Origin of the sequence: Trichocoleus sp. DQ-A1, assembly GCF_039961955.1 — a bacterium.
In the GTDB taxonomy this organism is placed as follows: domain Bacteria; phylum Cyanobacteriota; class Cyanobacteriia; order Cyanobacteriales; family FACHB-T130; genus FACHB-T130.
Genome location: NZ_JAMPKE010000012.1, coordinates 85,925 through 98,500, shown reverse-complemented (window position 1 = coordinate 98,500; position 12,576 = coordinate 85,925). Strand labels below are relative to the sequence as shown.

The following is a 12,576-nucleotide window of genomic DNA, read 5'->3' as shown; positions in this document are numbered from 1 at the left end:
ACCAAAAATACCATCTATTCATTCGTGTTTTTTATGATCTTATAAATTAGCTTTATTCATTCATTAAGCTGTAAAATAAAAATTTCAATTTGGGGGGTTAGAGAACGTGGAGGTTTATCAAGTTAAAGTATTTCTGGAGGTAGCTAGGCACCTCAGTTTTACTGAAGCCGCTGATGCTCTAAATCTGACTCAGCCTGCGGTCAGCGCCAAAATAAAATCCTTGGAAACTGAACTAGGAACTGACCTGTTTTATCGTCTTGGTCGTAAGATTCAGCTAACCGAGGTGGGACAGTTTTTATTGGAGGAAGGGCCAAGACTGATTGAGGTTGAAAATCAATTGTTTGCCAAAGTCGAAGAAATCAAAAAAGGCAAATTTGGCAATCTCAAAATCGGCTGCACAGCCGCGATCGCTAATGGATGGCTACCTGAAATTCTCTTCCAGTACCGTCAGCAGTATCCTGGGATTCAGACTCAGTGTGTAGTATTTGACTCGGCTGAATTTCTCTATCGAGCCATTACCAGCAGTCAGATTGATATAGGAATTTCAGATATTAGTTTTGCAGAGTTCTCGGAAATATCAGCAACCCCAATTGCTCCCATTCACTATTCTTTAGTTGTTTCGGCAAATCATCCTGTAGCGAATCAAACCTGGTTGAGTTTGAAAGAGCTGCAAAAAGAGCGATGGGTGATGCTAAATACTGGCTCTCCTAGTCGTTTAGTCTTTGAATCTCGGCTAACTGAATTAGGGATAAACTTTTCGGATTTTGCTCAAGTTGAAACTGTTGATACTCTGAGTTTGATGCGAACCTACATGATGCAGGGGAATTATTTAGGATTTGCGTCTAACTTTGAATTTAAAGCTGAATGTGAATCGGGAATGCTCGTTGCAATTCCCCTGCAAGAATTTGCCTTATCCGGTAATGTTTTCCTAGTGTTACCCAAACGATTAAGCCAATCTGCGATCGCAGACTCATCATCACAAAATCGGCGATCGCGCAACTCCAGCCCGATGCAAAAGTTCGTTGCTCTGGTTGAGAACCGTCAAGAGCAACAGCCAGCCTCTGTTCGTCCTCATGCAACCCCAGTGCGTTTGCGATCGCCTAACCTAATCATTCGTTCCAACTCCCTGCAACATCCTGAGACAATTGATTTAGCGATCGGGATTCAAAACAGCACGATTCCAACAGTAACGGCGGGCTTAGTGATTCAGCGCTTAGGCTTGCTAGAACACTTCTTACCCAAAGAAGGGCGATACAGTTCTACCCAATACCGCATTCACTGGTGCGATTTTTCTACAGGAGCACCCATCATTCAGGGGTTACACTCCGGACAACTAGATATTGGCGTTTTAGGGGATTATCCCTTGTTACTGAGTGCTATCCAGCAAAATAATTCCAGTAGTGAAACTCGACAGACGCGACTAGTGAGCTTTGTTTCGACGAATCCCGATGGTTCCTGTAATGCCGTAATTGTTCCCAATAAGTCCAAACTGCAAAGTATTGAAGACTTGCGAGGAGGCGTGATTGCGGTTCCTTTCAGTTCTTCTGCACATGGGATGGTGATGCGATCGCTCAATTCTGCAAACTTACTTAACGAGGTTAGGCTTGCTTCCCTAGAGAACTCCAACATTACACAGCCCTTTGGTTATTCAATTCAGGCAGATGGGTATGCTCATTTTGCTCCCTTTCACGATATTGCCTATCGTCAAGGCAAGTTTCGTTATTTGCCAGGTGACAATTTGAATGTGTTACCGGCTTTTCATGGTGTAGTGGTGAGTGCAGAGTTAGCAGAACAGTATCCAGAAGTTGTAATCGCTTACCTAAAAGCCTTAAGCGCTGCCCAATATTGGTATACCATTACGCCCTCAGCGCTTTCTCTGATCAGCCAGTGGACAAACCTGGATGCCGAAATCGTCTCCCAAATTCTCAGCAATGTCTATCACCAGAATCAACCTGGGCGTTTTTTCTGCGAGATGATGATTCGTCCCGACTGGATTACTCAACACATTGCCCAACTGCGTCTAGTTCCCGGAAATGAAGGACTAGAGACAATTAACCTCGATCGCTGGATTCAAACCGAATTTCTCCATCAATCTCAGAACTTAAGCAGTTAGTAAAAGGGACAACAAAGGACACGGCAAGCCGCTATCGAAAGCAACACACTTGGGCTGTACGAGCAGTACAAATATGGTTGGCTTTAATCAACCCAACTCCATACTCTTGAGAGTTTCTTCGCGAATCAATTCAAAGACTTGCCGATTGAGATTCACAAAATCCGGTGAAAGCATCGTATCTATATGGCGGGGTCGAGCGAGATTCACCACAACTATTTCTTTGATATGCCCTGGACGAACGCCCATAACCAGAATGCGATCGCTCAAAAAGATGGCTTCTTCAATATCGTGGGTGACAAAAATAACCGTGGATTTCAAATCGCTCCAAATGTTCAGCAGCAACTCCTGCATCATGTGCCGAGTCTGAGCATCCAAGGCTGCAAACGGTTCATCCATCAACAATACTGAGGGTGAATTTACAAGTGCCCGCACAATGCTTGCACGTTGTTGCATTCCTCCTGATAGCTGATGAGGATAAGAATGACGATGCTTATACAAGCCGACTCGGTCTAGGTAATTATTTACCAATTCAGTCCGTTCTACTCTGGAAATACCCTGAATTTTTAAACCAAATTCCACGTTCTCAAAGGTGGTCTTCCAGGGTAGGAGCGAGTATTGCTGAAAGACAAATCCTCGATCGGCTCCCGGTCTTTCAACTGGTTGCTCATCCACTAATACCTGTCCCCTTGTTGGCTTCAGAAAACCAGCAATCAAGTTTAGAATCGTTGACTTGCCGCAGCCCGATGGTCCCAACAAACAGACAAATTCACCAGGATTAATTTTGAAGTTTGTTGATTCTAGAACCAGCAAAGGCCCGTACTGGTCTCGTCGCTTAAAGGCAACGGATAAATCTTTAACTTCAACTGACCCTTTCGCCAAGGCGCTAACCTGCTTTTTTGCTAGGGTTGCCACAGCCTCTAAACCTCCAAAAATAGGCAACTTGAATATTCATTTTCAGGGAACTACACACCCTGCTTTTTCATTACTCGCCAAGGCATCAGCAACTTCGTTAAGAGATCGACAATCAGCGTGCTTATCAAACCCATCAAACCAATCAGCAGCATTCCCATCACGATTGGTGGATAATTCGATGTAACATAAGACTCCCAAGTTAGATAACCCACTCCAAACCGACCCGCCAAAATTTCAGCTGTTACCAAACAAAACCAGGCATTTCCCATACCAATAACCAAACCGCTGGCAATGTTGGGCATCGCTCCTGGCACCACAATATCTTTAAAAATGTGCCACTGTTTAGCTCCCAAACACTGTCCTACTCGCAGCAGCACTATATCCGTACTTTCTACTCCCCGAATTGTACTAATCAAAATTGGGAAGAATGCGCCTAAAAATGTGATGTACACCATTCCTGACTCTGCATTGGGAAACATGAGAATTGCCAGCGGTATCCAGGCGACGGCGGGAATTGGTCTGAGCAACTCCAATGGAATAAAAACTAAATCTTCAATCTGCCGAAACCAGCCAATCAAAATGCCCAAGCTAACGCCCAGAATAGCCGCAATTCCAAATCCCAGCAAAACTCGTTGAAGACTGGCAGTAATATGCACAGCGGCATTGCCAGAAAAGAATTCAACCGTTGCATTCCAAACTTCAACTGGAGAGGGTAAAAAGGTGAAATTGATGAAGAAATTGAACTGAGTGACGCACAAAAGCTGCCAGATTCCAAAGAATAAAACAATGGAAATTGCTCGCTTTAAATTGCGGCTTTTGAGCAGTGCCAGAATTATAAGCGCTAATTTTGACAAGGAGCGCTGCTTCAAAAATTTGCTACTCAGTACACTGTACTTCTCTCCTTTTGTCTTTCGTGCCGATTTTGGAGATACAGCCATTACAAACCTCTCATTTGAATCAATATAGTTCTATCGTTGCGATCGCTCCCCTTCATTCATCGCGCAACCGCTAAATCCTTTGACTGCGTATTTTTAGCATAAAGCTGTTGCAACTCCTGGAAGCTTGCAACCTTTGCTCCAGCTTTACCAGCAAATGCTTGTGCATCTTTTTCTAGTAAGAACGCAGATACCTGGTCGCCATTCCGAACATAGAACGAATTTTGAGCGAATAACTTCCAACCTTTGTCGCGATCGTGTACGAAGGCTACAGCCGCTGTCTTGCCCTCAGACTTGAGCTGTTGCAGCTTTGTCAGCATATTCTTGATTGAGGTAAAACTGAGAACTTTATCTTCTCCTTCTACCCAAATCTGAGCTGCTAGTTTTGGATCTTGAATCGATTCTTGAGTGAGTGCATCATTGCCACGAATCAAATTATCCGCCGACTTAGCCACATCCTGTTCGCTAATGTTGCTCTCTTTGAGCGCTTGTTTCAGGTAACTATCGTCCGTCCAACTTACAACATCATCTGGGTTCACGCTGGCATCTAATTTTCCAATCTGCTTCAACGTCGTTACGCTATTTTTGAGCGCAGTAATTTGGTATGGTTGAATTCTCGGATCGAGCTTTTGAATACCCGATGGACCGAGGAACATATAAAAGATTTCTTTCTCAACCCCTGTCCATTTCTCTAACTTCGCACTAAGGGCTTCTGGTTGTTCCCGGAAACGCTGATTCGCCTCCAACATTGCCCTTAGATAAGCCACCACAATTTCGGGATTTTCTTTCGCAAAGTCCGAGCGCACCACAACTCCATGAAAGGTAGGAGTTGCCGTTTGTGCACCATCGTAAATCTTGCGAGCAAAGCCTCTAAAGGGAAACAACTCACCATAGGGCACAAAATCTGCATGAGCATCGATCTGACGGCTCCTCAGGCTGCTACCACCTACTTCTGGTGATTGACTCACTAACGTCACGTCTTTCTGTGCATCAATGCCTTCATTCTTCAGCGCCCGCAGCAGCATCCCATGCGCCGAGGTTCCGAAGGGAACTGAAATGGTTTTCCCCTTCAAGTCTGCTAGTTTTTTGTAAGGTGTATCGGTGGGGACAACAACCGCATTTCCGGCTCCAATCGGGCTGTAGGCAAGAGATGAGATCAAAACAGTCTTGACGCCATTGCCTTTCTTCTGAAATGTCGTCAGGTTAATTGTTGCCGGAAAGTCCGCCATGTTGCCGATATCAATTTGATTCGCCAACATTTTGTTGGTAATTGGTGGAGCTGATGTAGAGCTAGACCACTCAATTTTGTACTCAACATTTTGGTATTTTCCTGTTTTTGGCAGATACTTTTCCAGTAGCTTTTCTTCTCGGATGACTGCACCACCTGTCACGGTGTTAATGGTTTGGTCTTGGGTACCGATCGCAATCCGAATCACCTTTTTGCCAGAGGAACTACCTGAAGTATTTGCTGAAGTATTTGCAGAAGTGTTACTACAAGCGCTGGTAAAGGTTAAGGAAACAACTAGCAGAGAAAAAAGAACACTCTTTAAAGACAATAGTTTGATATGCATACGACTCCATTCCCGCATTGAATCTACTGCCCCACTTGTTTCACGCAAATCATGTTGGAGCAGTAGCTAGTTTAATCTCCGGTTTATCGGTCGGAATACGACTGTTTTAACAGAATGCCATAGTCAAACACCGAAGACAAGATGTAATCCCCGGTTTATCGATAGACTTTTCGTATTTATAGATAGATTTTTTGAATTGAAGCTGCCAGATTTGGAAACTCGCGCTGGAGGGAAGCACCTTTTAAGATGCTGGCTATGCCTCGCGACGCCTATTCAACCTGCTTTTTATCAATTCCCGCGATCGGCTATAACGCTCAACGTCATTGAATCAATACGGCTGGTCAAGCGGATCGAGTTTCCGGAGGAAGTCCCAGTCTAGGAGACTCCCTCGCCACGACAGTGCAATTTGTAGGGGGAGCAGAATGAGGTGTCCTCCTGCATCAGGTTGCCCTTGTCCAACAGAACAACGCCCCAATTTCCAACCGACGATAAGCCGACTATAAATAAAGGGATAAGCCGGACAGGATCTTAACTCTTTCGTTTCTCTGCGGCGGTGTCGAGGGGAAGGCGAATACTGAAAGTTGCGCCTTGACCTGGAGTGCTAGTAGCCGTAATCGTGCCGCCGTGTGCTTCCACAATCCGTCGCGCGATCGCTAACCCCAAACCCGTTCCGCTGCCTTTGCGCGAGGGATCTGCTGTATAAAATTGTTCAAAAATGCGGGGCAAATCGCTCTCTGTGATTCCGGTTCCCCGATCGCGAATTTTTACTGAAACCTGGGCACCCTCTGTATTGCTTGAGACAGACACTTTAGACTCTGGTACTGAGAACTTAATCGCGTTGTCCAATATATTTAGAAAAGCTTGCAATAGTCGTTCTGGATCGCCTTGGATTTGAACATCCGCAACCTCCACGCTGATGCCAACTTCCTTGGCTATCATGCGGGACTCCATTGCTCGCACCGCCCGTTCGATTAAGTCTCGCAGCTTTAGCGGTTGCTGTTCTAGTGGCGTTACGCCAGCTTCGAGTCGTCCTAAATCCAGCAGATCCTTAATTAGCCTGGACAGGCGCAGGGTTTCATCCTGTGCAGTCTGGATGAAGCGATCGCGTAACTCCGGCTCCTCAGCCGCTCCATTGGCGAGTGCTTCTAGGGTGACATAGACGTTGCTAACAGGAGTCCGCAGTTCGTGGGACACATTTGCGAGGAATGCCCGCCGCTCTTTATCTAAGGAAGCCAGCCGTTCGCTCATGCGATTCAATTCACTGGCTAATTGACCCACTTCATCATCTTGATGAATGTTCAGCTTCTCACCTAAATGACCCCCACCCACCTCAATTGCAAAGTGGCACATCGCCTGAATCGGTCTGGCAATATTACGGGCAAGGCTTTCGCTAATCAGCGCACAAAGCAAGAGCGTCAAGAAGAGCGTTCCAAGAACGGTGAAAATGACGCGGCGAAACTGACGCTGAAACTGTTCTAAAGTGATCGACATCCGCAGCGCACCGAGCAGACGACCCTTCCGAAATATCGGTCGCACTGCATACACTCGGTCATCGTTGGATAGAATCCCTTTTGCTACCCCTTGCGTCGGCTGATTTTGTAGCGCTTCTCTCACGCCAACAACAGCTAACCAGTTAGGGACTTGCCGATCTAGCTGGGGGGCGGAGGTGAATAGCAGGCGACCATCAGGTGCAAAGACGCGCAGGGTGACTGCTTCCGGTGAACCGTAGCGTTGCACTAGCACTCTTACCCGCTCAAGATTATTTTCCTCTAAAGCGTCAGCGACGCTCTCGCTGAGGGCTGTTGTCCAGGAATCTAAATCAGCCTGTCTCGTCCTCATGAAATAGGCATGGAAAGAGAACAGAATATAGCTTGCCAGAATAGAAGTTCCTAATGCGGTGAGTGCTAAATAGGTAACTAACAGTTTCCGGTAAATTGAATTCCATCTGATATGAATTGCTAACCAGCTCCTTGAATTTTTCAAAGGTGCAACTTCAATTTTTTTAATCTCCCTGTAGAGACTGTTGACCCACAGCGCGACCCCGGAGAACAGCTTTTATGCGTGCGAGAAGTTCGCGAGTGTTGAAGGGTTTGGTGATATAGTCATCTGCACCCGCTTCTAATCCCCAAACTTTGTCAATATCTTGGTCTTTAGCTGTCAGCATCAAAATCGGGATATTAGAAAATGCTCGGATGCGCCAGCAGAGTTCCATCCCATCAATGCCCGGTAGCATCAAGTCCAAAATAATCACGTCCGGCACTTGCTTGTGGAACAACTTGAGTGCAGTCTGCCCATCCCCTGCGGTTGTCACCTGATAGCCTTCTTTAATTAAGGCGTAGCTGAGACTGGCACGTAATGCCTCTTCATCATCGATCAGTAAGACGTGTGGCATGCTGAGTTGACCTCTTCGTTCAAGTGTACCAGGTTGAGTTATTCCCTTTTGAATTTTAGATTTTGACTTTGAGCTTTTGAAATCTACCAATAGATAGTTTCTAAAATTAATCTTTTGTCCATTTAAAGCTAACGGGGATGAGTTTAAACGGAAAATGAAAATAGCGATCGCGTGCAGTCAGAACAACACCTTTACCGAGCAACTGCTATAGAATCTTACTGAATGGTTCGGGAAGGTCAGGTACCCGACTTTTTTTAGAGCAGTCAGGTATCTGAAGGGCTGGCTCACAACTTCAATAAGATTGCTAGATTTTCTAGTTAGGTTCAACCGTCGTCTATTTCGACTAGCTTATTTCTTGACGATAAACCCGATTTGATAAAAATTCTTGATTTTGATATGTTAAATTTTTTAGAGAGTATTTGAATTAACTCTTCATTTGCCTTACCATCTACAGGTGGCGATTTTAAATGAACCGTGAGGCTACCGTCCTCAGCCTCCTCAATGCTTTAGTTTTTTGAATTGGGTTTAACCTTTACTTGCTTCTTCATCTGGCTGGGGTGATGGTAATCTGGTTGTAGCTATCATGCGAGTTAACGATAAATTTCATAACCATAGCGATCGCTCAACACAGGTTTTCGTGTAGTGTAATATACAAATATCGTTCGTGTTAACTTCTGCCTGGAGATAGAAGTTTAGTTGGATTAGTCTCTAATATCTTTTATTTGAAAGGGCAAAGCTAAATCTACGAATTTAATCCATTGTCAATAAGTTTTGACGAAAAAAATTCATCCAGAAAAATTGATCTAAAATTGCTAGATGAGTAGATAGTACGACGATATTCTAAATTTTAAATGCTCGTGTGGCAACCGCGTAGCGGTTGCCACACGAGCGATCGATTTTTGGCATCCACTGAACCAACTTCACTCTTTTACAACACCACACCAGCATCTTCATCAACTGGATTCCTAACATGACAAAATATAACGTTAGCAATAGGAAGTGGCAAAAACTATCTTGCTGTAAAATTCATCAAGATGATTTATATTTAGCTGAATCTGGACAGCAAGATTCTGAAATATATCAGCCAAATATAATAACTAAAACAGATTATCTGCTCAGCAAATCATCTAGGCTGATCGGCGAAAGTCAGGATCTAATCGCTACAAGTGAAGCGCTAATCGCTACAAGTGAAGCGCTAATCGCCACAAGGAAAAAGCTGCTCGTACAATCCAAGCAACTAATATATAGATAAGTAGATACTACAACCCGTCCAAAAATTCGAGCGATCGCGTAGCACCTGCTACGCAGGTGCTACGCGATCGCTTTCACCTTTAAAATCTACTAGTAAGTTCAAATTTTGTCTTTTACAATACCTGCTAACATCTCCGTTAACTGGATTCAGAGCATGACAAAACACAAACTGAGCAACAGGAAGTGGCAAAAATCAACTTGTTTTGAAGTTCCCCCATATCCTTTAGATTTGGCAGAATCTAAACAGCAAGATTCTGAGATAACCCAGCAAAATATAACAACCAGAACAGACTATCTGCTCAGCAGATCGTCTGAGCTTATCTGCGTAAGTCAGGAGCTAATCGCCACGAGCCAAGAGCTGATATTACTATCCGAACAGCTAATCACCCTAAGCTTGATGCTGAAAGAAAACAGCTTGATGCTGAAAAGCTGGCGAGAAAGATCAAAAGTTAAATCAAGGTTAGGGCATCCGGTTCGGGTTAATTCAGTTACATCTGATTAGCCATCAAACACAGGCTAAAAACTACTGAAAATTCTCCCTCATCTAATCATCCTATCTATTTATCCGAGCGAATCGGGGTTTTATCTTTGTAACCTCTAACAATTTGCTGTAACCATAGCCACCCGATGATGCAACCGAGCAGATAATGGGGGAAATCCCACCAAGAAAAGGTGGTTCCAAGCAACAGTTTGCCCAGAAAAGTCGAGCGAATCGAGTCTAAAACAGGCTGGTGCCACAGTTGCAGAAATTCGATCGTACAGGTGATACCGAATACCCAAATTGGAATTTGGTTGATTGCTTTGCGACTCGGAAACAGGAAAAACCCGAACAAACACCAAAATATTTCGTATAAGATATCACCTGAGAAATCGTTGACCCAGCCGCGACCGAACCCAGTGTATCTCTTGGAGAGCAATCCCAGGGGCACAATAATCAGCAGCGAGAGGATAATCCGCTTGATATATTTGGCGTCTCGAAGCATTGGCTACACTTCCAAGCAGTTCTCAGTTCTGTATTCTATAGAACCCATTTGACATCTTTTGCTGGGGTGCAAGGCTTTGAAGTAAGCCGTTACTTTGCGATCAATGATAGAGCTTGCTTAAACTCGACTATTTTTTGCAAGAACCGGGATAAAACCAGCTAGCTGCAAGGCTTTTAGTTTCAGGAATAGATCTCAAATGGGTTCTATACATTTAGACTAAAGCCGCGCCAACGAGCAGGCTTCTGCATCCAACTGAGCTTCATAGCACACAGAAGAGTTCAATATTTCCTTCTTAAGTAGGAGATTAATTTATATCCTAGTCGTTATTGATTACGCAATCTTATATAAATTTTTTATACTTAGACGATCTAATACTCAAGGTAGAGTATAAAGGTATACCAAAAATTATATTCTTAGTTTCTAAAGCTGAATATTGTTGGGAGAATAATAGTCATGAATAATCAAACAGATAACGTAGACAGCAGTCAACGAGTTGGTGAAGATAACTACGATCGGGGGATTGTACCTGCTGAAACCGCAGCACGTAGAGAAAGAGAGGGGAATGCATTTAAAACAACTCCCGGAAAAGATGATGAGGAAAAATCCCCTACTAACGATCAAACAAATGATGGAAGTATCGATACTACAGATGGCTACACGGTAGACAAAGAGGGTCTTTTAAATAACTATGCCATCGAACCCGAAATGTATGTGAACGAACCTGGAGACTTAAAAGCCAAAGAAGAAGCCGAGGCTGCCGAACGCGCTGAAACTGTCTCAGAATTACAGGACGATGAAGAAGGGAAGCTGACGATGGAAGGTGACAAGCGTCATCAAGGGCCAGGATTGATATAACGCAGAAAAATTTAGCTTTTGCGGCTTCTACCTTTTAGCGATGCTAAACAAGTGTAGAGGAAATTTTTAAATTAATTGGCAGGCGACGTGGATGTCGCCTGCTTATTTTTTCTATCTATTTGAATCCCCGTAGCCGATCACAGCAACTTTATGCCGATAGACTAGCTCGGCTCCGTACCAACCCGACAAACCGAGAAGGGTTGCCACAATAATTGAGATTGTAAGCCCTGTAGGCAATATGGCTCCTGAGGTATTGCCCCAACGGAGTGCAAAGTTGGCAATTGTCAGCCCTAGGGCGGCGACATTCAGTACCATGTGTGCCCAGCCAGCACTGCGCTTGCGAACTCGTTCAATTCTCAGAAAGTCCATCATGCCGCTTAGGGCTGCAAGCACCCCGCTTGCCAAGCCAATGCCGATTAGCCAAAAGGAGGCTTGTGCCCAGAAGAGATCTTTTGTCCACCAGTAGGCGAGATCCGCTGCTGCTGGCGTGGTCAAAAAAGCAATGGGAAAGGTGACGATCAGTGGATGCAGGGGATGTCCTGCGATCGCGACTGTGCTCGTCACCCCGCTATCTTGATAATCGGTCTCATCACTTTCAATCAGCGGCGGGATATTGGGAGTTTGTGTCATGTTCTTCTCTATGGATTCTAGGAGTTAGACGAGTGAAAGCAAGCGATCGCTGTTGGCTATTAGCTTTGGGTTGCCGATCTTAACCCCCTCGATTAACGGCAAACAGCGAACCGCAAACAGTTCATCACTAGCCTGAAGGAATTTGCTCCACGCGCGCTTCCGCCAAAAGCGTCATTTTTCCCGATTCTAGATTTAATTGTTTGATGCGAAGCGACATTCCTTGCAAATCGAAGTTGCTCAGGTTCAATAGTTCGCTCGATTTTTCTAATAGCGCCGCCGTCAGTTCCGGGGAGAGTTCCTTGCCTTCGGTATACTCAACGTCTTCCAGATTGACCTTCTGCCCATTTGCACCAACTCGGGGCACTGCTGTAAAGGCAATTTGCGTGGTTTCTCCAGATTCGCGTAGCAGCACGTCGGCACTCAATGCAATTTTGTTCTCACCAGGTAGGCGAAAATCTACCTTTTTAGTGTCAATAGTCATCGGTTGTCCATTGACTGATACCTGCATACTTTGCAGCTTACTACCGACAAATTCCGAGTTGAATGCCCGGTTGATGTCTGCTTCCGTCAACACAACATGGGTCGTTGCATCAGTAGGTTTGGTTAATTCAATTTTGCCAAAAGCAGCGCTGAGGGGATTGATGGAGATGCCACGCATTTCCATTTTCATTTCCTCCATCCGGAGGTCTTTGTTCATCACCAAACCTTCACCTTCAACGGTGACTGAATCCACCTGTCCCTGAACCATTTTCAGTGGATCGCTCTGGATATCTACCGCTAATTCTTCTACTTCATCGAGTTGGCTAGATAATCCTATTTCCGCTGCTTTGTTAAGTGCCTGCTGCCCCAGAGAAGCATCCTTATTCGTCGTCACGCCCTGTCTCCTGCCCTTGTCTTAATTGAGTCTGTTATTGAGTCAATCTAGCGACCCGTA

General features: G+C 44.8%; 13 protein-coding genes. 4 read left to right on the top strand and 9 right to left on the bottom strand.

Going from position 1 to position 12,576, the window contains the following annotated elements; translation table 11 throughout:
• Positions 1 to 106: 106 nt before the first annotated feature.
• A complete protein-coding gene (locus NDI33_RS14050) occupies positions 107 to 2,113 on the top strand; it encodes a LysR substrate-binding domain-containing protein (RefSeq protein WP_190678913.1) in 2,007 nt (668 codons plus the stop codon).
• 87 nt (positions 2,114 to 2,200) lie between these two features.
• Here NDI33_RS14050 and NDI33_RS14045 read toward each other — a convergent pair whose 3' ends face one another.
• From NDI33_RS14045 to NDI33_RS14020, 6 genes are all read right to left on the bottom strand, one after another.
• On the bottom strand, positions 2,201 to 3,025 hold the full coding sequence (locus NDI33_RS14045; protein ID WP_190678910.1) for an ATP-binding cassette domain-containing protein: 825 nt from the start codon (positions 3,023 to 3,025) through the stop codon (positions 2,201 to 2,203).
• Positions 3,026 to 3,075: 50 nt separating this feature from the next.
• Complete coding sequence (locus NDI33_RS14040) at positions 3,076 to 3,963, bottom strand: ABC transporter permease (RefSeq protein WP_190678908.1); 888 nt, start codon at positions 3,961 to 3,963, stop codon at positions 3,076 to 3,078.
• Between the two features lie 56 nt (positions 3,964 to 4,019).
• A complete protein-coding gene (locus tag NDI33_RS14035) occupies positions 4,020 to 5,531 on the bottom strand; it encodes an ABC transporter substrate-binding protein (RefSeq protein ID WP_190678907.1) in 1,512 nt (503 codons plus the stop codon).
• Between the two features lie 528 nt (positions 5,532 to 6,059).
• Positions 6,060 to 7,514 (bottom strand): HAMP domain-containing sensor histidine kinase, encoded by a 1,455-nt coding sequence (locus NDI33_RS14030; protein ID WP_199302614.1) that lies wholly within the window; start codon positions 7,512 to 7,514, stop codon positions 6,060 to 6,062.
• A 19-nt stretch (positions 7,515 to 7,533) separates the two neighbouring features.
• Positions 7,534 to 7,923 carry a response regulator gene (locus NDI33_RS14025; protein WP_190415056.1) on the bottom strand — a complete coding sequence of 130 codons (390 nt, stop codon included), beginning with the start codon at positions 7,921 to 7,923 and terminating at the stop codon, positions 7,534 to 7,536.
• A 323-nt stretch (positions 7,924 to 8,246) separates the two neighbouring features.
• A complete protein-coding gene (locus NDI33_RS14020; RefSeq protein ID WP_339380796.1) occupies positions 8,247 to 8,426 on the bottom strand; it encodes a DUF167 domain-containing protein in 180 nt (59 codons plus the stop codon).
• A gap of 467 nt (positions 8,427 to 8,893) precedes the next feature.
• Between NDI33_RS14020 and NDI33_RS14015 the strand changes: the two genes are divergently transcribed.
• Together NDI33_RS14015 and NDI33_RS14010 are read left to right on the top strand one after the other, a co-directional pair.
• Positions 8,894 to 9,175, top strand: coding sequence for a hypothetical protein (locus NDI33_RS14015; protein ID WP_190524384.1), 282 nt, complete (start codon positions 8,894 to 8,896; stop codon positions 9,173 to 9,175).
• 153 nt (positions 9,176 to 9,328) lie between these two features.
• Complete coding sequence (locus NDI33_RS14010) at positions 9,329 to 9,676, top strand: hypothetical protein (protein WP_190678905.1); 348 nt, start codon at positions 9,329 to 9,331, stop codon at positions 9,674 to 9,676.
• Positions 9,677 to 9,731: 55 nt separating this feature from the next.
• On the opposite strand, the gene NDI33_RS14005 is transcribed toward NDI33_RS14010, so the two are convergent.
• The gene (locus tag NDI33_RS14005; protein ID WP_190415054.1) at positions 9,732 to 10,157 is read right to left on the bottom strand and encodes a DUF2809 domain-containing protein; all 426 of its coding nucleotides are present in this window, start codon (positions 10,155 to 10,157) and stop codon (positions 9,732 to 9,734) included.
• Between the two features lie 453 nt (positions 10,158 to 10,610).
• Between NDI33_RS14005 and NDI33_RS14000 the strand changes: the two genes are divergently transcribed.
• Positions 10,611 to 11,012 carry a hypothetical protein gene (locus tag NDI33_RS14000; protein WP_190415053.1) on the top strand — a complete coding sequence of 134 codons (402 nt, stop codon included), beginning with the start codon at positions 10,611 to 10,613 and terminating at the stop codon, positions 11,010 to 11,012.
• A 111-nt stretch (positions 11,013 to 11,123) separates the two neighbouring features.
• Here the strand turns inward: NDI33_RS14000 and NDI33_RS13995 are convergent, their stop codons facing one another.
• Positions 11,124 to 11,642 (bottom strand): DUF2231 domain-containing protein, encoded by a 519-nt coding sequence (locus tag NDI33_RS13995; protein ID WP_190415052.1) that lies wholly within the window; start codon positions 11,640 to 11,642, stop codon positions 11,124 to 11,126.
• Positions 11,643 to 11,769: 127 nt separating this feature from the next.
• Entirely contained in the window at positions 11,770 to 12,516 is a 747-nt protein-coding gene (locus tag NDI33_RS13990) for a DUF2993 domain-containing protein (protein ID WP_339380440.1), read from the bottom strand.
• Positions 12,517 to 12,576 lie beyond the last annotated feature (60 nt).

What these genes read in the sequence shown, in the direction of transcription:
- NDI33_RS14040 (WP_190678908.1), bottom strand. Translation starts at nt 3,963, where the DNA reads ATGGCTGTATCTCCAAAATCGGCACGAAAGACAAAAGGAGAGAAGTAC.
- NDI33_RS14035 (WP_190678907.1), bottom strand. Translation starts at nt 5,531, where the DNA reads ATGCATATCAAACTATTGTCTTTAAAGAGTGTTCTTTTTTCTCTGCTA.
- NDI33_RS14025 (WP_190415056.1), bottom strand. Translation starts at nt 7,923, where the DNA reads ATGCCACACGTCTTACTGATCGATGATGAAGAGGCATTACGTGCCAGT.
- NDI33_RS14015 (WP_190524384.1), top strand. Translation starts at nt 8,894, where the DNA reads ATGACAAAATATAACGTTAGCAATAGGAAGTGGCAAAAACTATCTTGC.
- NDI33_RS14010 (WP_190678905.1), top strand. Translation starts at nt 9,329, where the DNA reads ATGACAAAACACAAACTGAGCAACAGGAAGTGGCAAAAATCAACTTGT.
- NDI33_RS14005 (WP_190415054.1), bottom strand. Translation starts at nt 10,157, where the DNA reads ATGCTTCGAGACGCCAAATATATCAAGCGGATTATCCTCTCGCTGCTG.
- NDI33_RS14000 (WP_190415053.1), top strand. Translation starts at nt 10,611, where the DNA reads ATGAATAATCAAACAGATAACGTAGACAGCAGTCAACGAGTTGGTGAA.
- NDI33_RS13995 (WP_190415052.1), bottom strand. Translation starts at nt 11,642, where the DNA reads ATGACACAAACTCCCAATATCCCGCCGCTGATTGAAAGTGATGAGACC.